This window comes from Pseudomonas oryzihabitans, from assembly GCF_001518815.1.
GTDB lineage: Bacteria > Pseudomonadota > Gammaproteobacteria > Pseudomonadales > Pseudomonadaceae > Chryseomonas > Chryseomonas oryzihabitans_E.
The window spans coordinates 4,350,029-4,372,011 of record NZ_CP013987.1 but is presented as its reverse complement, the minus strand read 5'-3'; the positions used below and the strand labels follow the sequence as shown (position 1 = coordinate 4,372,011).

Sequence of the window (21,983 nt, the reverse complement as noted above, 5' to 3'; positions counted from 1 at the left end):
CCTAGGTCTCCGCCCGGGCAGCGTTGAGCTGGGCCAGGGTGAGGTGGCGGTCGAAATGGCCTGCCAGGCCGCGATCGTGGCTGACGAACAGCAGGCCGGCGCCGGCTGCGGCGCACTCGCCGAACAGCAGCTGCAGGAAGGCGTCGCGGTGATCGGTATCCAGCGCCGAGGTGGGTTCGTCGGCGATCACCAGTTCCGGCTGGCCGATCAGGGCGCGAGCGGCGGCGACCCGCTGCTGCTGGCCGATGGACAATTCGCGGGCCGGGCGCCGGGGCAGGTCGGGATCGCTCAGGCCCAGGGCGCGCAGCAGGGTCAGGGCAGCGTCCTGTGGATCGCCATGGCGCGCGCGGGCACGCTCGTGGCGCAGTCTGGAGAACTGACAGGGCAGCAGGACATTGTCCAGCACCGAGAGAAAGGGCAGCAGGTTGAACTGCTGGAAGAGAAAGCCGGTGTGGTCGACGCGAAAACGATCGCGCCGGGCAGTGGCGAGTTGCCCCAGATCCTGACCGAGCAGCCGGACCTGGCCGCGGCTGGGGCGCTGCACGCCGCCGAGCAGGCCGAGCAGGGTGGTCTTGCCGCTACCCGAGGGGCCTTCGAGAAACAGCGCCTCACCGCGCGCCAGCTGGAAGTGCTGGATATCCAGGCATTCCGCCTGGCCAGGCCAGGCGAAGCCAAGGTCCCGGATCTCGACCAGGGGCGCGGTGCTCATGGCCGTCCTACCACGTCAGCTGCGGTTGCTGAGCCGTCAGCTCGGCGCCCTGCTGGCCACTGGCGACGATGGCCTGCACTTCGACACTGTGACTGTTGGGAAAGCGGGCGAACCAGCCGGAGAGGTCCAGGCCGTCGAGGGCGGTCGGCTTGCTGCAGGTAAAGCTCATGGTGGCTTCCACATCCAGATGGCCGCTGGCGCTGGCGTCCTTGGCGAACAGCGGGCTGATGGCACTGGCTTCGGCCAGTTGGCAATCGGCTGCTGCGGGCAGCTTCACCAGTGCCTGAGGATTCTCCAGGCTCTGCCGGAGCGCGGCGACGGCGTCCTGCTCCTTCTGGTTGCGCGGTGCATGTTCGAAACCCAGCAGATCGGCCGCCGGACTGCGCCACTGCAACTCCAGGCCCGTATCGGTCTGCGCCAGATCGAGGTGGGATTCGCCGTGCACATGGGCACCCAGGGCGCCGTGCTCGTGTTCGTCATGGTCGTCATGGGCAAGAGCCGGTTGGACGAGTGCGGCAGCAAGGCAGAAGGTCAGCAGGGGCAGGCGCATGGTGGGCTTCCAGTGAACGGAAAGGCGCTATGTTATGTTGTTGCTTTTCCGCGCTGCAACCTTGGTTTGGCGTCGGCCGGTGGCTGTGGGAGCATGGGCCTCTGCACGACGAGGAGAACACCATGGTACGCATTCGCGGAACCATCGGCAGCCAGCCCGTGGATCTCACGGTGGAACTGGATGAGGCCGACTGGCAGCGCCTGGCCGCGGCCCTGCGGCCGATGGAGGCGTCCCTGCCTGCTGCGACGGTGGCCGCCGCACCCAGCGGGCCCAAGTCGGGAGGCGACATGCTCTGGGATCAGGTGGTGAAGTTGCTCAGCTCCGCTGGGCGGCTCAGCGGACCGGACATCCTCGTGGCGCTGGAAAAGCTGACCGGCAATCTGGGCGTGGCCAAGCAGCTGCTGGTCCGGCTGAGGCACAGTCCCCAGGTGCGCATGGAGCGGGTGGGGGAGGCGCAGTTCTATATCTGGCAGGGGTGAGGCTGGGTGCGGGTTGGTGGAAAACGCTGCGCGGTTTTCCACGCTACGAAAGGTCCACAGCGCCAGGCTGGCGCTGGCTGTGGATGAGGCTGCGCCCGGGACGACGCAGCCTTATCGATAGGCGCTTAGTACAGGGCCTGGTACAGGCGGCGGCGATAGGTGGCGACCAGGGGATGATCATTGCCCAGCAGATCGAAGACCTGCACCAGGGTCTTGCGCGGCAGGTCGTCGCCATAGCCACGATTGCGGCGGAACAGGTCCAGCAGGCCATCCAGCGCCGGTTCGTACTGCTGGCGGGCCAGTTGCTGCACGGCCAGCTGGTAGGCGGCTTCGTCATCACCGGCATCGCGAGCCAGGCGGCTCTTGAGCTCGGCGACCTCGGGCAGACTGGCGGCCTGGCGGAGAAAGGTCAGCTGGGCACGGGCGCCGGCCAGGGCCTGCTTGTGTTCGTCGCCCTTGACCGCGTCCAGTACCGCCTGGGCATCGTCCAGTTCATTGCGCTCGGCCAGGCAGCGGGCATAGAGGATCAGCGCCAGGGCGTTGCTGTTGTCCTCTTCCAGCAGCGCCTTGAGCAGCGCCTCGGCCTCGGCGAAACGGCCTTCGGCGAACAGCGCCTGGGCGGCTTCCAGCGGATCTTCCGCGGCCGGTGGCAAGGCCTGCACATGGGGTTCGAGCAGGGCACGGATGGCCGACTCCGGCTGGGCGCCAGCGAAGCCGTCCACCGGCTGGCCGTCCTTGAACAGCACCACCGTCGGCAGGCTGCGGATGCCGAATCTCATCACCAGTTCCTGCTCGATGTCGCAGTTGACCTTGGCCAGGTGCAGGGCGCCGCCATAGGACTCGGTGATCTTGGCCAGCAGCGGCATCAGCACCTTGCAGGGCGCGCACCACTCCGCCCAGAAGTCCACCAGCACCGGGGTGCTGAAGGAGGCGTCGATGACCTGTTGCTGGAAGGTGTCGAGGGTGGCGTCGAAAATGTAGGGGACCTGGCTCATGGCGGACTCGGCAGACGAAAGATGCACTATAGGTGGGGGCGCCGCCCTTGGAAACAAGGCAGGTGGCTCAGCCCTGATAGAGCGTCACGCGGCGGAATTCTTCCGGCTCCGCCAGATCCGGCAGGGTGCAGGCCTGGAGTTCGGCGAGGCGGCTGAAACCGGGGTGGACCAGGTCGCGTACGCGCGAGTCGGCCAGCAATAGGCTGTCGGCACGGCTCTGCAACGATCCCAGCAGGGACAGGTTGGCGCGGTCGTAGAGCACGTCGGCGGCCAGGATCAGCTCGAAGCGCTCGGTGCTGGCCTGGAAATCGGCCAGCGTCTGGATCTGCAGGCCGTTGGCCCGGGCATTGGCACGACAGGCGGCCAGTGCCAATGGATCGAGGTCGCAACAGACCACCCGCGCCGCGCCGGCCTGGGCGGCGGCAAGACCGGCGATGCCCGAACCGCTGCCGAAATCCAGTACCTGGCGCCCAGCGACTACCGCGGGGTTCGCGACTATCCACTGCGCCAGGGCCAGACCACTGGCCCAGCAGAAGGCCCAGTAGGGCGGCGCCTCCAGCAGGCGCTGGGTTTCCGCCGGGGAAAAGGCCCGCGTCATGTTGGCGGGATCGACCAGCCACAAGGATAGCGTACTGCCGGGCAAGGCCTGCAGGCGGAGGCGGGCGTCGCCGAGCAGCGCCGCCAGGGCGTCGGCAAGGTCGGAGGGCGGGGTCACGGAGTCTGGTTCAGCACCAGTTCGCCGAGGTTCTGCGTGGTCGGCCCGCCCACACCGACCGGTGGCAGGTAGCTGGCCAGTTGACCGGCCTGGATCAGACGGGCGTGGAATTCCACCTTGAGGTCCGGACGGGTGGGGAAGATGTCCGGGTTGAAGGGCAGGCGGAAGGCCAGGGGCGCGCCCTTGCCGGTCACCGTCTCGCTGGCCAGCAGGCGCTGGGGCAGGCCCTTGGCGTTGACCGCCAGCAGGGCGATCTCGACCTGGGCGCCGGCCGGGACCAGGCCCTGGGCATTGCGCAAGACGCCGGAGATCTCGCGCAGATTGGCCGGGGTAGGGGCGCCGGCCACCGGAACCGGCTCGTCGGCCGGGGTGGTGGGCTGCGGCGGCGTGGTTTCGGGTGGGCTGGAGCACGCCACGAGCAGACCGGTGAGCAGCAGGGGCAGGAGGACGCGTGGGGTCATGGCAGGATCCGTAGGTCGCGGCCCGCGAGGGCTGCACGGGAGGTTGAGGAGTGGCCGTCGAGTAGAGTGCGCTCTTATAGCCTGGCGGCCTCTGGCTGTCGATTCGTCCGGTACCCGGAGGTTCCCGGCGAGGGGTGATCGGGTACCATGAGGGCTTTCCCTTCCGGCGGTCGACTCTCCCATGCATTGTCCCTTCTGCGGCGCCCACGACACCAAGGTCACGGATTCCCGGCTGGTTGCGGCCGGCGAGCAGGTGCGCAGGCGGCGTGAATGTCTGGCCTGCCAGGAACGCTTCACCACTTTCGAAACCGCCGAGCTGGTCCTGCCGCGGCTGATCAAGCAGGACGGGACCCGCCAGCCCTTCGACGAAGACAAGTTGCGCGCCGGCATGCAGCGCGCCCTGGAAAAGCGCCCGGTCAGCGTCGAGCGCCTGGAAGAGGCCATCGCCCTGATCAAGCACCGGCTGCGCGCCACCGGCGAGCGGGAGATCCGTTCGCGGGTGGTGGGCGAACTGGTGATGGACGAGTTGCGCAAGTTGGACCAGGTGGCCTATATCCGCTTCGCCTCGGTCTATCGGCAATTCCAGGACCTGGCCGAGTTTCGCGACGAGATCGAGCGACTGGCCCAGGATCCGGGCAAGCAGCCGGTATGAGCGCTGCCAACGAGATGAATGACGAATTCTGGATGGCCCGCGCCCTGGCACTGGCGGCGCTCGGCCGCTACAGCACTGCGCCCAATCCCCGGGTGGGCTGCGTCATCGTCCGGGATGGCCGGATAGTGGGCGAGGGCTGGCACCGCCAGGCCGGCGGTCCCCATGCCGAGGTGCATGCCCTGCGCCAGGCAGGGGAGGCCGCGCGCGGCGCCACCGCCTATGTGACCCTGGAACCCTGCAGCCACCATGGCCGCACACCGCCCTGCGCCGACGCCCTGGTCGCGGCTGGCGTGGCCGAGGTGGTGGCAGCCATGACCGATCCCAATCCGCTGGTGGCCGGCCGTGGCCTCGCCCGTCTCGCCGCCGCTGGCATTGCCACCCGCGCCGGGGTGCTGGAAGCCGAGGCCCGCGCGCTCAATGCCGGCTTCATCCAGCGCATGCTGACCGGGCGGCCCTTCGTGCGGGTCAAGCTGGCGCTGAGTCTGGACGGTCGCACCGCCATGGCCAATGGCGAGAGCCAGTGGATCACCGGGCCGCTGGCGCGCCAGAGTGTCCAGCGGCTACGCGCCGAAGCGGGCGTGGTGATCACCGGCGCCGATACCGTGCTGGCCGACGGCGCCCGCCTGACCGTGCGCCAGGCCGAGCTGGGCCTGAGCGGTGACGAACTGGAGCTGGCCACCCTGCGCACGCCGCAGCGGCTGCTGGTGGACGGCCGCGGCCGGGTGCCGCTCACGGCCCCGTTCTTCCAGGCCGGCGCGGCGCGAGTGGCCGGTATGGCCGCCGAGGCGCCCGCCTATGCCGCTGCTGGTCACGACTACCTGGAGTTGCCTGGCGCCCAGGGCCAGGTCGATCTGGCCGCCCTGCTGACCCGATTGGGCGGCGAGCAGGTCAACGACGTCCTGGTGGAAGGCGGGCCGCGCCTCGCCGGTGCCTTCGCCCAGGCCGGGCTGGTCGATGAATACCATCTGTTCCTGGCGCCCAAGTTCCTCGGCTCCAGTGCCCGGCCGCTGCTGGACTGGCCGCTGGAGCACCTGGCCGAGGCACCGCAGTTGGAAATCCTCAGCGCCACGCTGGTGGGCGCGGACATGCACCTGATCGCCCGACCTGTCCGGGGTGCCTGACGCCCCTGGCCCCCTGGCGGCGAACTGTGTTACAAAACCTGCGCTGCCTGCGGGTAGCGAGTTCTCAGGGCGGGGTGTAATTCCCCACCGGCGGTAATGCCCGATCGACTCGGGACGAGCCCGCGAGCGCTCCCTTGCCCTCTGCGGCGGGGGAGGTCAGCAGACCTGGTTGGATTCCGGGGCCGACGGTCATAGTCCGGATGAGAGAGAACGGGATAGCCTCGCCTGGCAGGGGTGCGAGCCCCTCGTCCGTCTGATTTCCCTTCTGTCCGTACGCCCTGTTTTTTCACCGAAACAGGAGTTCGTCGATGTCTAGCTGCACCGCCGTTTCGGCTCCGCCTCTTGGAGGCCTGAGCTGATGTTTACCGGAATCATCGAAGCCCTCGGCGAGATCCGCGCCCTCACGCCCAAGGGCGGAGACGTGCGCCTCTATGTCGCCACCGGCAAGCTCGACCTTGCCGACGTCAAGCTCGGCGACAGCATCGCCGTCAACGGGGTCTGCCTCACCGCCGTGGAGTTGCCTGGCGACGGCTTCTGGGCCGACGTCAGCCGCGAGACCCTGAGCCTTACCAGCCTGGGCGGGCTCAAGCCTGGCAGCCGGGTCAACCTGGAAAAGGCGCTGATGCCCACCAGCCGTCTCGGCGGCCACCTGGTCAGCGGCCACGTGGACGGCCTCGGCGAAGTGGTTTCCCGCGCCGATAACGCCCGTGCCGTGCAATTCCGTCTGCGCGCCCCGGCCGAGCTGGCCCGTTACATCGCCCTAAAGGGATCCATCACCGTGGATGGCGTCAGCCTCACGGTGAACGCGGTGGACGGCGCCGAGTTCGAGCTGACCATCGTCCCCCATACCCTCGGCGAGACCATCATGGCCGACTACCGCGCCGGTCGGCGGGTGAACCTGGAGGTTGACCTCCTGGCCCGCTACCTGGAACGCCTGTTGCTGGGCGACAAGGCCGCCGAGTCCAGCAAGGGCGGCGTCACCGAAAACTTCCTCGCCGAACACGGCTATCTGCAGCGCTAAGGACGACACCGTGGCACTTTCCAGCATCGAAGACATCATCCAGGACATCCGCGCGGGCAAGATGGTCATCCTCATGGACGACGAGGACCGCGAGAACGAAGGCGACATCATCATCGCCTCCGAATGCGTCACCGCCGAACACATCAACTTCATGGCCCGCCATGCCCGCGGCCTGATCTGCATGCCCATGAGCAAGGGCCTCTGCGAACGCCTCAGTCTGCCGATGATGGCCAGCCGCAACGCCTCCGGCTTCGGCACCAAGTTCACCGTCTCCATCGAGGCCGCCGAGGGCATCAGCACCGGCATCTCCGCCGCTGACCGGGCGCGCACCGTGCAGGCCGCCATCGCCAAGGACGCCAAGGCCGGCGACGTGGTCAGCCCTGGCCACATGTTCCCGCTGATGGCCCAGCCCGGTGGCGTGCTGGCCCGCGCCGGCCACACCGAGGCCGCCTGCGACCTGGCGCGCATGGCCGGCTTCGCCGAGAGCGGCGTGATCTGCGAGGTGATGAACGACGACGGCACCATGGCCCGTCGCGACGAACTCGAGACCTTCGCCGAGCAGCACGGCCTCAAGGTCGGCACCATCGCCGATCTGATCCACTACCGCCTGCTTCACGAGCACACCGTCAAGCGCATCGACGAGCAGCAGCTCGATACCGAACTCGGCCCCTTCAAGCTGGTGACCTACCGCGATGAGGTGGAGGGCGACGTCCATCTGGCGCTGATCCGCGGTGACCTGGCCAGCCAGGAGCTGCCACTGGTGCGGGTGCACAACATGGACCCGCTGCGCGACCTGCTGCAGGTCCACCAGCCGGGTCGCTGGAGCCTGCGCAGCGCCATGGAGCGGGTCGCTCGCGAAGGCGCTGGCGTGGTGCTGCTGCTGGGGCACTCGCTGGAAGGCGACGACCTGCTGGCGCATCTGCGCGAGCCGCGCCCGGCGCCCAAGGCGCTGTCCACCTACAGCACCGTCGGTGCCGGTTCGCAGATCCTGCGCGACCTGGGCATTCGTCAGATGCGGCTGCTCAGCTCGCCGATGAAGTTCAACGCCATATCCGGCTTCGACCTGGAAGTAGTAGACTATCTGCCTCCTGAAGAATGACCCTTCCGCCTGGCGCGCCCGCCCGGGTGGTGCGGCGCGCTTCACCTGGATTTCCACGGACGGCCTGGCAGTTGCCGGCCGTCCGGCTCTTTGACAACTGGACCCGCACATGAACATCAAGACCTTTGAAGGCACCTTCATCGCTCCCCAGGGCCGTTTCGCCCTGGTGGTCGGCCGCTTCAACAGCTTCGTCGTCGAGAGCTTGCTGCAAGGCGCCATCGACGCCCTGGTGCGCCACGGCATCAAGCCGGACGACCTGACCATCATCCGCGTCCCCGGCGCCTTCGAGATCCCGCTGGCCGTGCAGAAAATCGCCCAGCGCGACGAATTCGACGCCATCATCGCCCTCGGCGCGGTCATCCGTGGCGGCACGCCCCACTTCGAATACGTGGCCGGCGAATGCACCAAGGGTCTGGCCCAAGTCTCCATGGAATTCGGCGTCCCGGTGTCCTTCGGCGTCCTGACCGTCGACTCCATCGAGCAGGCCATCGAGCGCTCCGGCACCAAGGCCGGCAACAAGGGCGCCGAAGCGGCCCTGTCCGCTCTGGAAATGGTCAGCCTGCTGGCGCAGCTGGAGGCCAAGTGAGCGGCGATCTGACTCCGCCCGCGGCCGGCAAGCCCGCGGGCAAGAAGGCCCCCACCGGCAAACTGGCTGCTCGCCGCGAAGCGCGCAGCCTGTCGGTCCAGGCCCTGTACCAGTGGCACATGGCGGGCCAGGCGATCAACGAGATCGAGGCGCAGTTTCGCGTCGACAACGACTTCGCCAAGGTCGACGGCGCCTACTTCCATGAAGTCCTCCATGGCGTCCCGGCCAACAAGAGCGAGATCGATGGCCTGATCCTGCCCTGCCTGGACCGTGCCATGGACGAGGTGGACCCGGTCGAACTCGCCGTGCTGCGGCTGTCCTGCTACGAACTGCTCAAGCGCATCGACGTGCCCTATCGCGTGGTGATCAACGAGGGCATCGAGATGGCCAAGATCTTCGGCGCCACCGACGGCCACAAGTTCGTCAACGGCGTGCTGGACAAGCTGGCGCCCAAGCTGCGCAGCGCCGAGTTGCGCGGCAAGCGCTGATCGCCCACGTCGGCATGGGTGAATTCGAACTCATCCGTCGCTATTTCGCCGCGGCGCCCTGCGCGCGCGGCGGTCCGGGCGTGGCCCTGGGGATCGGTGACGACTGCGCGTTACTGGCACCTGCTCCGGGTGAGCAGCTGGCGGTATCCACCGACACCCTGACCGCCGGGGTGCACTTCCCCGATCCCTGCCCGGACGCCTTCGGCCTCGGGCAGCGCGCCCTGGCGGTGAGCGCCAGCGACCTGGCCGCCATGGGTGCGGCGCCTTTGGGCTTCACCCTGGCGCTGACCCTGCCGGTGGTCGAACCGAGCTGGCTGGAAGGCCTCGCCGCAGGACTCGCCCAGATGGCCGAGCGGTGCGACCTGCGCCTGGTCGGGGGTGATACCACCCGCGGTCCATTGTCCCTCACCCTCACGGTCTTCGGTCGGGTTCCAGCTGGTCAGGCGCTGCTGCGCAGCGGCGCCCGGCCGGGCGATCTGCTGTGCCTGGGCGGCGCGCCCGGCGAGGCAGGCGGCGCCTTGCCCTTCGTTCTCGGCCAGCGTGCTCCAGAGGGCGCCGCCAGTCGGCACCTGCTGGCTCGCTACTGGGCGCCCCAACCGCAATTCGAACTCGGCCTCTGGCTGCGGGGCAGGGCGACGGCGGCCCAGGATGTCTCCGACGGCCTGGTGGCCGATTGCGGGCATATCGCCGCGGCCTCTGGCGTGCGACTGGTGGTGGAGGCCGCGCGGCTGCCGGTGAGCCCGGCGTTGGCCGAGCTGTTTCCGGCCGACGAGGTGCTGCGCCTGGCGCTGGGTGCGGGCGATGACTATCTGCTGGTCTTCACCCTGCCGCCCGAGCAGGCCCCGGCCCTGGCCGTCGCCTGGCCCCAGGCGCAGGTGATCGGTCGGGTCGAAACGGGCAGCGGTGTTGCTGTCCTCGCCGCCGACGGTCAGCCCATGACGCTGGCGCAGACCGGTTTCCAACACTTCTAGCGCCTTCGAGCGGAGTCCTTCCTTGAGCGAACACCAAGCCCCCGCCCAGCCGGTCCCCCTGTCGGTCTGGCGTGATCCCTGGCACTTCCTGGCCTTTGGCCTGGGTTCCGGCACCCTGCCCAAGGCACCCGGTACCTGGGGATCGCTGATCGCCTTGCCCTTCGTGCCGCTGTGGCAGCTGCTCACTGGCTGGAGCTATCCGTTGTTGTTGGTGGCCCTCACCCTGTTCGGTTGCTGGTTGTGCGGCAAGGTTGCCCGGGAGCTGGGCGTGCACGACCACGAGGGCATCGTCTGGGACGAGATGGTCGGCATCTGGATCACCTTCTGGCTGGCGCCCCCGGGGTTGATCTGGCTGGTGGTGGGTTTCGTCGCCTTCCGCGTGCTAGACATCTGCAAGCCCTGGCCAATCCGCTGGCTGGATGTCAATGTCCGCGGCGGCGTCGGCATCATGGTCGACGATGTACTGGCCGGCATCCTCGCCTGGCTGGTGGTTCAGGGACTACATATCGGTTGGGGTCATCTCGTCGGCTGACGAGACGCAGGCCCAAGGAGCAGGGCAGTGAAAAGACTGGGCGCGTGCGGCCTCATCTGGGCCGTCGGTACGCTCGCCTGGGCGCAGCCCCAGGTCAGGGTCGTGGGGTTGTTCAACGGCGCGGCGGTGATCAACGTCAATGGCCAGCGCAAGCTGCTCAAGGTCGGGCAGCGGCTGGACGAGGTCGAGGTGGTCAGCGCGGATTCCCAGCAGGCGGTGCTGCGCATCGAGGGCCGGACCCAGGCCTTTGGTCTCGATCGCGAATACAGCGATGGCTACAGCGCGCCGCAGCGCCGCGAATTCAGCGTGCCACGCAGCAACAACGGTCACTATCAGGTCACCGCCAACGTCAACGGCCGGCCGGTATCCCTGCTGGTGGATACCGGCGCCACCAGCGTGGCCCTGAGCGGCGCCCAGGCCGACCAGCTGGGGATCCGCTACCGTGACGGCACGCCGGGATGGGTGGAGACCGCCAGTGGCCATGCCCGCGCCTGGCGTACCACGCTCACGCAGGTGCGCCTGGGCGATGTGGAGGTCGTCGGGGTGGAGGCCATGGTGCTGGAGGGCAACTACCCCAGCCAGGGTCTGCTGGGCATGAGTTTCCTCAACCGGGTCGGCTGGCGCGAGGCCCAGGGCATCTTCTACGTCCAGGCGCGCTGATAGATCATTGGGTATCGACGTCATAACCCCTGGCGATGACGCCGGACCCGGGGAAAAGGTTACAATGTACGTCTTTCCCCGTCAGGAGCCTGCAGGTGTCCGTCGTCTTTGTCGCCGCCTCCCAACTGCCCACCCCCTTCGGCCTGTTCACCATGCACGGTTTTCTCGATGAGACCGATGGCAAGGAGCATGTCGCCCTGACCTTCGGCGACGTGGCCGACGGCGAGCCGGTGCTGGGACGGCTGCATTCCGAATGCCTGACCGGCGATGCGCTGTTCAGCCTGAGATGTGACTGTGGCTTCCAGCTGGAAGCGGCGTTGCGTGCCATCGCCGAGGCGGGCCGTGGCGTGCTGCTCTATCTGCGCCAGGAAGGGCGTGGTATCGGCCTGCTCAACAAGATCCGCGCCTATGAGCTGCAGGATGCCGGGGCCGATACGGTGGAAGCCAACGAACGTCTGGGCTTTGGCGCCGACCAGCGCACCTATGCCCTGTGCAAGCCGATGCTCGACCACCTGGGCATCACCTCGCTGCGGTTGATGACCAACAATCCGCGCAAGGTGAAGGCGTTGGAAGCCTTGGGGGTTCCCGTAGCCGAGCGGGTGCCTCTGCAAGAGGGGCTCAATCCGCACAACCGCCGCTATCTGCTGACCAAGGCCGGCAAGCTGGGTCACATGCTCGGTAATCTGCACCAAAACGAAGACATGGAAAAGGCGCCCTAGGGCGCCTTTTTACTGGCCAGCGGCAGGCTGCGCTCAGGCTTCCTTGCGCAGACCGGTCGGTGCCAGGTCCGCCAGGGCCAGACGCTCGCGTACTGAGCGTTCGATGCCCGCCTCGTCGAGGCCGCATTCGGCCAGCATGTCAGCCGGCTTGGCGTGTTCGATGTAGCTATCCGGCAGGCCCAGGTTGAGTACCGGCCGGAGCAGGGCGTTGGCCTGCAGGAACTCGTTGACCGCACTGCCGGCGCCACCCATGACGCTGTTTTCCTCGACGGTGACCAACAGGTCGTGGTCGGCGGCGAACTGGCGGATCAGCGCCTCGTCCAGCGGCTTGACGAATCTCATGTCGGCCACGCTGGCGTCCAGACGCTCGGCGACCTGCAGGGCTTCGGCCAGTTGCACGCCAAAGACCAGGAAGCCGACCTTGGGGCCGCTCTTCAGGCTGGTTTGGCGACGCACCACGCCTTTACCGATAGGCAGGGGTTCCAGGCCCGGATCGAGGGCGGCGTTGGGGCCGCTGCCACGGGGATAACGCACCGCAGCCGGACCCTGGTGGCGATAGCCGGTGGTAAGCAGGCGGCGCAGCTCGTTCTCGTCGCTGGGCGCCATGATCACCATGCCGGGGATGCAGCGCAGGTAGGACAGGTCGAAGCTGCCGGCGTGGGTAGGGCCGTCTTCGCCCACCAGACCGGCGCGGTCGATGGCGAAGAGCACGTCCAGGTTCTGCACCGCCACGTCGTGGATCAGCTGGTCATAGCCGCGCTGCAGGAAGGTGGAATAGATGGCGACCACCGGCTTCATGCCGTCGCAGGCCAGCCCTGCGGCCAGGGTTACCGCATGCTGCTCGGCGATGGCTACGTCGAAATAGCGCTCGGGATAGCGTTCGGCGAAGCGGATCAGGTCGGAGCCTTCCTTCATCGCCGGGGTGATGCCCACCAGCTTGGAATCGGCGGCGGCCATGTCGCACAGCCAGTCGCCAAAGATGTTGGAGTACTTGGGCGCACCCGGGCGCTTGGGCTTGGCGTCCAGCGGCTCCAGCTTGGTGATGGCGTGATAGCCGATGGGATCGGCCTCGGCGATGGACAGGCCCTTGCCCTTGCGGGTGATCACATGGAGGAACTGCGGACCCTTGGCATCGCGCAGGTTGCGCAGGGTGGTGACCAGGGTCGGCAGGTCATGGCCGTCGATGGGGCCGATGTAGTTCCAGCCCAGCTCCTCGAACAGGGTGCCGGGTACCAGCATGCCCTTGGCGGCTTCTTCGGTGCGGCGGGCGATTTCCCAGGCACCGGGCAGCTTGGAGAGGGCCTTCTTGCCGTTCTCGCGCAGGTGCTGGTAGGTGCGGCTGGAGAGCAGCCGCGCCAGGTAATTGGACAGCCCGCCAACGTTGCGCGAGATGGACATGTCGTTGTCGTTGAGCACCACCAGCATGTTGGCGCCGGTGTCCGAGGCGTGGTTGAGTGCCTCGAAGGCCATGCCCGCGGTCAGGGCGCCGTCGCCGATCACCGCGACCGACTTGCGCTCGATGCCCTGCAACTGGGCGGCGATGGCCATGCCCAGGGCGGCACCGATGGAGGTGCTGGAGTGACCGACGCCAAAGGTGTCGTATTCGCTCTCGCTGCGGCGCGGGAAGGCGGCCAGGCCGTCCTTCTGGCGCAGGCTGGCCATGCCTTCGCGACGACCGGTGAGGATCTTGTGCGGATAGGCCTGGTGGCCCACGTCCCACACCAGCCGGTCTTCCGGGGTGTTGAAGACGTAATGCAGGGCCACGGTCAGTTCGATGACGCCCAGGCCGGCGCCGAAGTGACCGCCGGTCTGGCCCACGGTCCACAGGAGAAAGGCGCGCAGTTCGTCGGCGACGGCTTCCAGCTCGGCGTCATCGAGCTGGCGCAGCTGCACCGGCGAGTCGATGCGGTCGAGCAGGGGCGTCGCGGGACGCTGGCGGGGAATCTCGTGAAACGTCTTGGGCATCTGGCTGATCACTTTGCGCAGAGAATTAGGCAGTTTACCCGATGCCCGCGTGGCATCCCAACAGCGGGCAGGGCGTCTTGTTATGCCCCTGTGACAACGGACCCGGGGGCAAATGCGGCTCGGGTCGCGAGTTTTTCCGCTGGAGCGCGTCTAGCTACGTCGTTCCACGATATAGCTGGCCAGGGCGCGCAGGGGTTCGGCGGGCTCGCCCAGCGGCTCTATGGCGGCCAGGGCGGTGTCGCGTAGCTCCAGGGCATAGGCCTTGGCGGCGTCCAGGCCAAGCAGCGCCGGGTAGGTCGGTTTGTCGCGGGCGAGGTCGGCGCCCTGGCGCTTGCCGAGGGTTTCCGTATCGCTCTCGATGTCGAGCACGTCGTCCCACACCTGAAAGGCCAGGCCGATGGCCTCGGCATAGCGGGCGAGGGCGTCGCGCTCGGTAGGGCCGGCGGCTTCGCTGGCCAGGGCGCCGAGCTGGACGCTGGCGGCGATCAGGGCACCGGTCTTGTGCAGGTGCATGGTTTCCAGCGCCGGCTGGTCGATACGCCGGCCGACCGATTCCAGATCGATGGCCTGGCCACCGACCATGCCCGCCGGGCCACTGGCGCGGGCCAGCACGGCGACCATCTCCAGTCGCACGGCGGCAGCCTGGGGCGCCGCCAGCAGCGTCTCGAAAGCCAGGGTCTGCAGGCCGTCGCCCGCGAGGATGGCGCAGGCCTCGTCATAGGCCTTGTGGGTAGTGGGTCGGCCGCGGCGCAGGTCGTCGTCGTCCATGGCCGGCAGGTCGTCGTGGACGAGGGAATAGGCGTGGATCAGCTCCACCGCGCAGGCCGCCTGGTCGGCGCGCGCCGGATCGCCCCCCAGGGCTTCGCAGGCGGCGTAGACCAGCAGTGGCCGTACTCGCTTGCCGCCACCCATGACGCTATAGGCCATGGCGGCATAGAGCCGGGCGAGTTCGGCGCGGGGTGCGCTGAAGAGGGGAGCGAGGGCGGTATCGACGCGGGTCTGGCAGCGTTGCTGGTAGGCCTCGATCATGCGTCGTCCCCGGCCGGAGCGAAGGGGGCGGCCGTGAGTTCGCCATCCTTTTCCAGCAGGATCTGCACCTTCTGCTCGGCCTGCGCCAGGGCGCCCTGGCATTCACGAGTCAGGCGGATGCCCTGTTCGAAGGCGCCGAGGGAGTCCTCCAGGGACAGCTCGCCGCTTTCCAGGCGTTCCACCAGGGTCTGCAGTTCGGCCAGGGATTGTTCGAAGTCGGGAGCTTTCTTGCGGGCCATCGGGATTCTCGGCAGACGCGATCGGATCGCGGGAAGGTAGCAAAGGGCGGAGCAGGGTAGCAATTTTGCCACACTTGGTAGCGCTGCTTGACGCGGTGCTCGTCGACGCCCTAGGGTAGCGGTCATGAATACGCGCAGCCCCCAACGCTCCAGCATTATTACCGCCATTACCTGATGGCGGGACAGCGTTAGCTGCGCAACCAGACCCGCCCAAGAGGCGGGTTTGTACTTTCTGACTCCTGGGCCCCGACGAAACACCCCAGGAGCCCACCATGACCGCCCAGGAACCCGCCACCGCTCTCTTGCAGCGCTATGCCCGCAAGATCCTCGAAGCCCCCGTCTACGACGTGGCGATCGAAACGCCCCTGCAACCGGCGCGGGCGCTGTCCGAACGGCTGGGCTGCCAGGTGCTGCTCAAGCGCGAAGACCTGCAGCCGGTGTTTTCCTTCAAGATCCGTGGCGCCTACACCAAACTGGCCAGCCTCTCGGCCAGCGAGAAGGCCCGTGGGGTGATCACCGCCAGCGCCGGCAACCATGCCCAGGGCCTGTCCCTGGCGGCCCGTGAGCTGGGCGTGCGGGCGATCATCGTCATGCCGCGTACCACCCCCGAGCTCAAGGTCATCGGCGTGCAGTCCCGTGGCGGTGAGGTGGTACTGCACGGCGACGCCTTTCCCGAGGCCCTGGCCGAGGCGCTACGCCTGGTCGAGGAGCAGGGCTACACCTTCGTGCCGCCCTACGACGATCCCGACGTCATCGCCGGCCAGGGCACCGTGGCCATGGAGATCCTGCGCCAGCATCCCGGGCGCCTGGACGCCATCTTCGTCCCCGTGGGCGGTGGTGGTCTGATCGCCGGTATCGCCGCCTATGTGAAATATTTGCGTCCCGAGATCCGGGTCATCGGCGTCGAGCCGGACGACTCCAACTGCCTGCAGCAGGCCATGGCCGCCGGTGAGCGGGTGGTCCTGCCACGCGTGGGGCTGTTCGCCGATGGCGTGGCCGTGGCCCAGATCGGCCACCATACCTTCGAGGTCTGCCGGCGCTACGTGGACGAAGTGATCACCGTGAACAGCGATGAGATCTGCGCGGCGATCAAGGACATCTACGACGATACCCGCTCCATCACCGAGCCCTCGGGTGCCTTGGGCGTAGCGGGGATCAAGAAATACGCCGAGCGCGCGGGCAGTGGCGGCCAGGTGCTGGTGGCCATCGATTCCGGCGCCAACATCAACTTCGACCGCCTGCGGCATGTGGCCGAACGCGCGGAGCTGGGCGAGCAGCGCGAAGCCATCATCGCCGTGACCATTCCCGAGCGGCCAGGGAGCTTTCGCGCCTTCTGCGAGGCGCTGGGCCGGCGGCAGATCACCGAATTCAACTACCGGTACCACACCGGCCAGGAAGCCCACATCTTCGTTGGCGTCCAGACCCATCCGCAGCGCGATCCGCGTGACGCCCTCATCCAGGGCCTGCGCGACCAGGGCTTCCCGGTGCTGGACCTGACCGACAACGAACTGGCCAAGTTGCATATCCGCCACACCGTGGGTGGCCACGCGGCACGGGTCGGTGAGGAGCAGGTGTTCCGCTTCGAATTCCCCGAGCGGCCCAGGGCGCTGTTCGACTTCCTCGACCGCCTGGGCGGACGCTGGAACATCAGCATGTTCCACTACCGCAATCACGGCGCGGCGGATGGGCGGGTATTCGCCGCACTGGAAGCCAGTGATGCCGAGCGGGGCGAGCTGCTGGCGACCCTGGATGCCATCGGCTATCGCTACTGGGACGAGACCGAGAATCCGGCGTATCGGTTGTTTATCGGGTGATTGGGTTTTCAGGACCGCAGCATGGCAGTCCGTCGATGCGGCCGCTCTGCATTGATCGCGGCCATGGGCCGCTCCTACGGGTTCATCCATGGCTGTAGGAGCGGCCCATGGCCGCGATAGTCTGTAACGGGCACTGGAGCCCGTCAGTGGAAAAGGCTGCGCCGTTTTCCACGCTACGGAGTCCAATCGCCCCCTCTCCCTCCGGGAGAGGGCTGGGGTGAGGGCGGCCAGACGTCAGAAATTAGCTGTTGGGCTTCGCTGTGCTCAGCGCCAACCTACGAGAGCGTCAATCCGCGTCATACCGCGCACTGAAGGCCTGGACGAAGGCGTTGCGCAGGATGTTGAAGAAAGCCTGTAGCGGACTGATGTCCTGGTTCTTCACGCTGCCTGAGAGATCCACCCGGGTGGCGAACTGGTCGCGGGGCTGGTTCTTGAGCAGGGTCTGGGCGGTGCCCACCACGGCTTCCCAGGCGCTTTCCAGGGCGTTCTTGTTGCGGTTCTCGACGTCCTGCTGCCAGTCGAAGATATCGACGTTCTTCATCAGCGGCTTGACGTAGCCACTGAGCCGGCCGTCCACCGCCTTAGCCTCCACCACCACGTCGCCGCTACCGGCACGGAAATCGAACTTGCCATAGGCGCGAGCGAAATCGTTGAGTTTGGGCAGGTCGATGTCGGTGACTCTCAGGCGGAAATCGAAGTCGGTGAAATCCTTGAAGGGATCGAAGCGGGCGCTGGCTTCCAGGGGGGCGCTGCCGAGGATGGCGGCCTTGCCTTCGAAGTGGGCGATGCGTTCGCCCTGGGCGTCGGCGGCGTTGGTCAGGTTGTAGAGGCTGGCGTTGACGTCGGTGGCCGCCAGGTTCACCTGGGGCTTGGAGTTGAAGTTGCGGAAGGTCACCCGCCCATTCACCACCCGTACCTCGTCGAGGGTGATGGAGATCAGCTTGTCCACCTGGTCCTGCCAGTCGGTGCCTTCACCGGTCTGCGACTGCTCCTTGCGTGCACCGCCGTCGACGAAATTGAGTTCGGGGCGATCGAAGAGGATGCGCCCGACGATGGCATGGTCCTGCCACAGCGAACGCCAGCTCACCGCGATATCGATGCTGGGCGCTTTGAGAAAGGGCACCGGCACCTTGTTGACCTTGACGATCTCCAGTCCTTCGATGCGATAGGCGCCGCGCCACCAGGCCAGGTCCACGTCGGCGATCTGGCCACGATAGTCGCCCATGTCCGCCAGCTTCTCGTTGAGGTAGTGGCGGATCACCAGGGGGGCGGCCAGGTGCAGGCACAGCAGCACGACGACCAGGCCGATAAGGATGAAAAGAGGCAAACGCAGACGACGGGACATGATGGCAGCTCAGGGCGGACTCGTTCCCGGTCGACCCTGCAGAGCGGGTCTGAGTTTCTTTCGGCTGCGCCTGGCCCGTTGACTCAAGCTGATCTAAATGTCGCGAGCGGCTCTGCTTGGCGGCCGGCGCCCCACCGCACTACACGGCCCGGGCTTGAACGACAGGCGCAAAAAAGCCGGCTTGTGGCCGGCTTTCGAGGGCGGGTTGAGCTGATTTTTGGTGAGCCCGGCCCGCCCGGGTTGCCCTTGCCGGGCAGATGAGAAAGAGGCCTGGGCCTCGGGCGGCGATCGGCAGATGGCGGATCGGCGCAGGGTCGCGGATGGCGACGAGGGGTGCAGAGTAGTCGCTTTGCCGCCGGATAGGAAGTCCGGAATGGCTGGTGTGACGTCCGGAAACAGAAAAGCCCGGCGAGCCGGGCTTTTCGAAAGGAGCGCGGATCAGCCCTTGTAGGCGGCCACGGCCTTGGTGATCTCGGCGCGGGCGGCGTCGGCGTCGCCCCAGCCTTCGACCTTGACCCACTTGCCCTTCTCCAGATCCTTGTAGTTCTCGAAGAAGTGCTTGATCTGCTCCAGCAGCAGGGCTGGCAGGTCGGTGTATTCCTTCACGTCCTTGTACAGGACGCTCAGCTTGTCGTGGGGGACGGCGATCAGCTTGGCATCACCACCGGCTTCGTCGGTCATGTGCAGCACGCCGACCGGACGGGCGCGGATCACGGCGCCGGGCGCGACCGGGTAGGGGGTCACGACCAGCACGTCCAGGGGATCGCCATCGTCGGCCAGGGTGTTGGGGATGTAGCCGTAGTTGGCCGGGTAGAACATGGGGGTGGCCATGAAGCGGTCGACGAAGAGGGCGTCGCTGTCCTTGTCGATCTCGTACTTGATCGGCGCGTGGTTGGCCGGAATCTCGATGGCGACGTAGATGTCGTTCGGCAGGTCTTTGCCGGCGGGAATCTTGCTGTAGCTCATGAACGGGTCCCTCTGGTCGGTTGGGAAAAGTGGCCGGGAGTATAGGCGCTTTCAGATCGGGGTTCGAGCCTCGGACCCCGGGGTTGTCGGGTGTTGCACGCTCGCCAGGCTGGCGGCGAGACGGCTGCGCGGGTCCTGGCGGAACAGTTGCTGCAGCTGTGCGTAGACCGCCGGGTAGTGCTCGCTGAGCAGGTCGGGGGCGCTGAAGAAGTACTCGCAGGCGACGGCGAAGAATTCCTCGGGGCTTTCCGCCGCATAGGGATCGAGGACGGTCTGCGCGTCCGGATCGGCATCGAGCTGGCGATTGAGGTCGTCGTAGGCGGTCTGCAAGGCGCTGGTCCAGGCGGCCTGCGGCATGCCTTCGTGCAGCGGCGGCTGGCCATTGCACAGGCCACCGGCGAGCAGGTCGATGAGGTGGGCGAATTCGTGGATGAGCAGGTTGTAGGCCTCCCAGCCGCCACTGGCCTGGATGCCGGGCCAGGCCAGCACCACCTGGCCGCGGTCCCAGGCCTCGCCGTCGCGTTCCTCGTCCCACTCGTGTTCCAGGCCGCCCTCGTCGCGATGGCGCTGCGGGCTGACGAAGGCGTCCGGGTAGACGACGATCTCGCGGACATTGGGGTAGAGCGCCGCTTCCGGCAGGTGCAGCAGCGGCAAGAGCGCCTGGGCGGCCAGCAGCAGCCGGTCGCCGTCGTCCAGTGCCAGGCCCTGGAGCAGGGTGAGGCGCTTCTCGGCGAGGAACAGCACGCAGTGCTCGCGCAGCCAGGTGTCTTCCTCCTCGCTCAGGCCATCGAGGATCGGCAGGCGCTGGCGCAGGCGCGCCCAGAGGTCATCGGCGATGGCGACCCGCTCCAGCAGGCGCCGCTCGCGCCAGGCGCGCCAGAAGCCCAAGGACTCAGGCCCCGCTCTGGACCGCGGCGCGACGACTCTTGATCAGGCCGAGGATCATCGGCAGCAGAGAGATGCCGATGATGGCCAGGACCATGACGGTGAGGTTCTGCTTGATGAAGGGCACGTTGCCGAAGAAGTAGCCCAGGCTCACCAGGCCGCCGACCCACAACAGCGAACCGAGCACGCTGTAGGCAAGGAAGTAGGGGTAGTGCATGCGCCCGACGCCAGCGACGAAGGGGGCGAAGGTACGGATGATGGGCAGGAAGCGCGCCAGGGTGATGGTCTTGCCACCGTGGTGCTCGTAGAAGGCCTGGGTGCGCAGCAGGTAGTCGCGGCGGAATACCTTGGAGTCGGGGTTGCTGAACAGCTTGTCGCCGGCGAAGCGGCCGATCAGGTAGTTGGTGCTGTCGCCCGCCACTGCGGCGAACATCAGCAGGCCGGCCAGCAGATAGGGATCCATGTCGCCCAGGGCGGAAATGGCACCGGCGATGAACAGCAGGGAGTCGCCGGGCAGGAAGGGCATGACCACCAGGCCCGTCTCGCAGAAGATCACGGCGAAGAGGATGACGTAGATCCAGGTGCCGTACTGGGCTACCAACCCGCTGAGATAGATGTCGAGGTGCAGGATCAGGTCGATCGGGTTGAATTCCATGGGGCGTGCCTACCGTAGGTGCGAGGGTCCGGCGGCGATTATAAGGGCAGCCGGGGCCAGCGTTTGTGGCCTGGTCGAGATCGGCGCCGGGAAAAAACGCCAGCCGCTCAGAGGTCACGGTAGGGCAAAGGTTCAGTCCCGCGCCTAGATGGGCGCGGGACTGTTGGACCGGTTCTCAGCTCAGCGCCATGTCGATCACCACTCGACCCTCGATGCCGCCTTCATGCATGCGGGCGAAGATGTCGTTGATGTTCTCCAGCGGCTCGGCGCTCACCGTGGCCTTGACCTTGCCTTCGCCGGCGAAGTCCAGGGCCTCCTGCAGGTCCAGGCGGGTGCCGACGATGGAACCGCGCACCGTGGTGCCGTTGAGCACCATGTCGAAGATCGACAGCGGGAAGTCACCCGGCGGCAGGCCGTTGAGGGCAATGGTGCCACCGCGACGGGTCATGCCGATGGCCTGCTCGAAGGCCTTGGGCGAGACCGCCGTGACCAGGGCGCCGTGGGCACCGCCGATCTCCTTCTTCAGGTAGGCCGCCGGGTCCTGCTCGCGGGCATTGACCGTGACCTCGGCGCCCAGTCGGCGGGCGAGGTCGAGCTTCTTGTCGTCCACATCCACCGCCGCCACGTTCAGGCCCATGGCCCGGGCGTACTGCACCGCCATGTGGCCCAGGCCGCCGATACCGGAGATCACCACCCAGTTGCCCGGCTTGGTGTCGGTCATCTTCAGGCCCTTGTAGACGGTGACCCCGGCGCAGAGGATGGGCGCGATCTCGACGAAGCCGACGTTGTCCGGCAGGCGGCCGACGTAGCCGGCATCGGCCAGGGTGTATTCGGCGAAGCCGCCGTTCACCGAGTAGCCGGTGTTCTGCTGGGATTCACAGAGGGTCTCCCAGCCACCCAGGCAGTGCTCGCAATGGCCACAGGTGGAATACAGCCAGGGCACCCCGACCCGGTCGCCTTCCTTGACATGGGTGACCCCGGCGCCCACCGCCACCACATGACCGACGCCTTCGTGACCGGGGATGAAGGGCGGATTGGGCTTGACCGGCCAGTCGCCCTGGGCGGCATGCAGATCGGTGTGGCAGACGCCACTGGCGGCGATCTTGACCAGTACCTGGCCGGCGCCTGGGGTAGGCACCTCGACTTCGCGGAATTCCAGGGGTTTGCCAAAGGCGGTGACGACAGCGGCTTTCATTGTTTTAGGCATGACGAGTCCCTCATGGATGCATGATGCGTGGATGAAGCCAGACGGGGCCTGCGCCGGGACACACCTGTCCACCGCGGGCGGCCGTTGCCTCTAGCGTCGGCCACCCACGGGGAGTGGGTG

At 67.3% G+C, this 21,983-nt stretch carries 25 protein-coding genes and 1 riboswitch; of the genes, 12 read left to right on the top strand and 13 right to left on the bottom strand.

The window, feature by feature from the left end; translation table 11 throughout:
- Nucleotide 1 precedes the first annotated feature (1 nt).
- Together APT59_RS19900 and APT59_RS19895 are read right to left on the bottom strand one after the other, a co-directional pair.
- Nucleotides 2–709: an ABC transporter ATP-binding protein gene (locus APT59_RS19900; protein ID WP_059316447.1), complete on the bottom strand. Its 708-nt coding sequence runs from the start codon at nt 707–709 to the stop codon at nt 2–4.
- A 7-nt stretch (nt 710–716) separates the two neighbouring features.
- Nucleotides 717–1,259, bottom strand: a complete 543-nt coding sequence (locus APT59_RS19895; protein ID WP_059316446.1) for a ZrgA family zinc uptake protein — start codon at nt 1,257–1,259, stop codon at nt 717–719.
- A gap of 122 nt (nt 1,260–1,381) precedes the next feature.
- Here APT59_RS19895 and APT59_RS19890 point away from each other — a divergent pair, with 122 nt between their 5' ends.
- Complete coding sequence (locus APT59_RS19890) at nt 1,382–1,738, top strand: hypothetical protein (protein WP_059316445.1); 357 nt, start codon at nt 1,382–1,384, stop codon at nt 1,736–1,738.
- Between the two features lie 125 nt (nt 1,739–1,863).
- Here APT59_RS19890 and trxA read toward each other — a convergent pair whose 3' ends face one another.
- The 3 genes from trxA to APT59_RS19875 form a co-directional block, all read right to left on the bottom strand.
- The gene (gene trxA, locus APT59_RS19885) at nt 1,864–2,733 is read right to left on the bottom strand and encodes a thioredoxin (RefSeq protein WP_059316444.1); all 870 of its coding nucleotides are present in this window, start codon (nt 2,731–2,733) and stop codon (nt 1,864–1,866) included.
- 67 nt (nt 2,734–2,800) lie between these two features.
- Nucleotides 2,801–3,448 carry a class I SAM-dependent methyltransferase gene (locus APT59_RS19880; protein WP_059316443.1) on the bottom strand — a complete coding sequence of 216 codons (648 nt, stop codon included), beginning with the start codon at nt 3,446–3,448 and terminating at the stop codon, nt 2,801–2,803.
- Nucleotides 3,445–3,909, bottom strand: coding sequence for a YbaY family lipoprotein (locus tag APT59_RS19875; RefSeq protein WP_059316442.1), 465 nt, complete (start codon nt 3,907–3,909; stop codon nt 3,445–3,447). Before APT59_RS19875 ends, APT59_RS19880 begins: the two co-directional genes overlap by 4 nt.
- A 181-nt stretch (nt 3,910–4,090) precedes the next feature.
- Between APT59_RS19875 and nrdR the strand changes: the two genes are divergently transcribed.
- The 10 genes from nrdR to ribA all read left to right on the top strand — a co-directional run bounded on the left by nrdR (nt 4,091) and on the right by ribA (nt 11,758).
- Nucleotides 4,091–4,561 carry a transcriptional regulator NrdR gene (gene nrdR, locus APT59_RS19870; RefSeq protein ID WP_007161213.1) on the top strand — a complete coding sequence of 157 codons (471 nt, stop codon included), beginning with the start codon at nt 4,091–4,093 and terminating at the stop codon, nt 4,559–4,561.
- A complete protein-coding gene (ribD, locus tag APT59_RS19865; protein WP_059316441.1) occupies nt 4,558–5,682 on the top strand; it encodes a bifunctional diaminohydroxyphosphoribosylaminopyrimidine deaminase/5-amino-6-(5-phosphoribosylamino)uracil reductase RibD in 1,125 nt (374 codons plus the stop codon). Before nrdR ends, ribD begins: the two co-directional genes overlap by 4 nt.
- A gap of 56 nt (nt 5,683–5,738) precedes the next feature.
- A riboswitch (FMN riboswitch) is annotated at nt 5,739–5,898 on the top strand.
- A gap of 142 nt (nt 5,899–6,040) precedes the next feature.
- Entirely contained in the window at nt 6,041–6,703 is a 663-nt protein-coding gene (locus APT59_RS19860; RefSeq protein WP_059316440.1) for a riboflavin synthase, read from the top strand.
- A 61-nt stretch (nt 6,704–6,764) separates the two neighbouring features.
- Nucleotides 6,765–7,802 carry a bifunctional 3,4-dihydroxy-2-butanone-4-phosphate synthase/GTP cyclohydrolase II gene (ribBA, locus tag APT59_RS19855; protein ID WP_420480528.1) on the top strand — a complete coding sequence of 346 codons (1,038 nt, stop codon included), beginning with the start codon at nt 6,765–6,767 and terminating at the stop codon, nt 7,800–7,802.
- A 109-nt stretch (nt 7,803–7,911) separates the two neighbouring features.
- On the top strand, nt 7,912–8,388 hold the full coding sequence (gene ribE / locus APT59_RS19850) for a 6,7-dimethyl-8-ribityllumazine synthase (protein WP_007161209.1): 477 nt from the start codon (nt 7,912–7,914) through the stop codon (nt 8,386–8,388).
- Entirely contained in the window at nt 8,385–8,876 is a 492-nt protein-coding gene (nusB, locus tag APT59_RS19845) for a transcription antitermination factor NusB (RefSeq protein WP_059316438.1), read from the top strand. Before ribE ends, nusB begins: the two co-directional genes overlap by 4 nt.
- Nucleotides 8,877–8,890: 14 nt before the next feature.
- Nucleotides 8,891–9,847, top strand: coding sequence for a thiamine-phosphate kinase (thiL, locus tag APT59_RS19840; RefSeq protein ID WP_059316437.1), 957 nt, complete (start codon nt 8,891–8,893; stop codon nt 9,845–9,847).
- 22 nt (nt 9,848–9,869) lie between these two features.
- The gene (locus tag APT59_RS19835) at nt 9,870–10,379 is read left to right on the top strand and encodes a phosphatidylglycerophosphatase A (protein WP_059316436.1); all 510 of its coding nucleotides are present in this window, start codon (nt 9,870–9,872) and stop codon (nt 10,377–10,379) included.
- 27 nt (nt 10,380–10,406) lie between these two features.
- Nucleotides 10,407–11,039: a retropepsin-like aspartic protease family protein gene (locus tag APT59_RS19830; RefSeq protein WP_059316435.1), complete on the top strand. Its 633-nt coding sequence runs from the start codon at nt 10,407–10,409 to the stop codon at nt 11,037–11,039.
- A 95-nt stretch (nt 11,040–11,134) separates the two neighbouring features.
- Nucleotides 11,135–11,758 carry a GTP cyclohydrolase II gene (gene ribA, locus APT59_RS19825; protein WP_059316434.1) on the top strand — a complete coding sequence of 208 codons (624 nt, stop codon included), beginning with the start codon at nt 11,135–11,137 and terminating at the stop codon, nt 11,756–11,758.
- A gap of 33 nt (nt 11,759–11,791) precedes the next feature.
- Here ribA and dxs read toward each other — a convergent pair whose 3' ends face one another.
- From dxs to APT59_RS19810, 3 genes are all read right to left on the bottom strand, one after another.
- A complete protein-coding gene (gene dxs, locus APT59_RS19820) occupies nt 11,792–13,723 on the bottom strand; it encodes a 1-deoxy-D-xylulose-5-phosphate synthase (protein WP_059316433.1) in 1,932 nt (643 codons plus the stop codon).
- Nucleotides 13,724–13,873: 150 nt separating this feature from the next.
- A complete protein-coding gene (locus tag APT59_RS19815) occupies nt 13,874–14,752 on the bottom strand; it encodes a polyprenyl synthetase family protein (RefSeq protein WP_059316432.1) in 879 nt (292 codons plus the stop codon).
- Nucleotides 14,749–14,991, bottom strand: coding sequence for an exodeoxyribonuclease VII small subunit (locus APT59_RS19810; protein WP_059316431.1), 243 nt, complete (start codon nt 14,989–14,991; stop codon nt 14,749–14,751). The genes APT59_RS19815 and APT59_RS19810 overlap by 4 nt, the downstream gene beginning before the upstream one ends.
- Before the next feature lie 272 nt (nt 14,992–15,263).
- Here APT59_RS19810 and ilvA point away from each other — a divergent pair, with 272 nt between their 5' ends.
- Nucleotides 15,264–16,805, top strand: coding sequence for a threonine ammonia-lyase, biosynthetic (gene ilvA, locus APT59_RS19805; RefSeq protein WP_059316430.1), 1,542 nt, complete (start codon nt 15,264–15,266; stop codon nt 16,803–16,805).
- 286 nt (nt 16,806–17,091) lie between these two features.
- Here the strand turns inward: ilvA and APT59_RS19800 are convergent, their stop codons facing one another.
- The 5 genes from APT59_RS19800 to adhP form a co-directional block, all read right to left on the bottom strand.
- Nucleotides 17,092–18,150, bottom strand: a complete 1,059-nt coding sequence (locus tag APT59_RS19800; RefSeq protein WP_059316429.1) for a DUF748 domain-containing protein — start codon at nt 18,148–18,150, stop codon at nt 17,092–17,094.
- A gap of 438 nt (nt 18,151–18,588) precedes the next feature.
- Nucleotides 18,589–19,116: an inorganic diphosphatase gene (gene ppa / locus APT59_RS19795; RefSeq protein WP_007161198.1), complete on the bottom strand. Its 528-nt coding sequence runs from the start codon at nt 19,114–19,116 to the stop codon at nt 18,589–18,591.
- Nucleotides 19,117–19,167: 51 nt separating this feature from the next.
- Nucleotides 19,168–20,004, bottom strand: a complete 837-nt coding sequence (locus APT59_RS19790) for a zinc-dependent peptidase (protein ID WP_059316428.1) — start codon at nt 20,002–20,004, stop codon at nt 19,168–19,170.
- Between the two features lie 4 nt (nt 20,005–20,008).
- Nucleotides 20,009–20,656, bottom strand: coding sequence for a DedA family protein (locus APT59_RS19785; RefSeq protein ID WP_059316427.1), 648 nt, complete (start codon nt 20,654–20,656; stop codon nt 20,009–20,011).
- Nucleotides 20,657–20,831: 175 nt separating this feature from the next.
- Nucleotides 20,832–21,863 (bottom strand): alcohol dehydrogenase AdhP, encoded by a 1,032-nt coding sequence (gene adhP / locus APT59_RS19780; protein ID WP_059316426.1) that lies wholly within the window; start codon nt 21,861–21,863, stop codon nt 20,832–20,834.
- Nucleotides 21,864–21,983 lie beyond the last annotated feature (120 nt).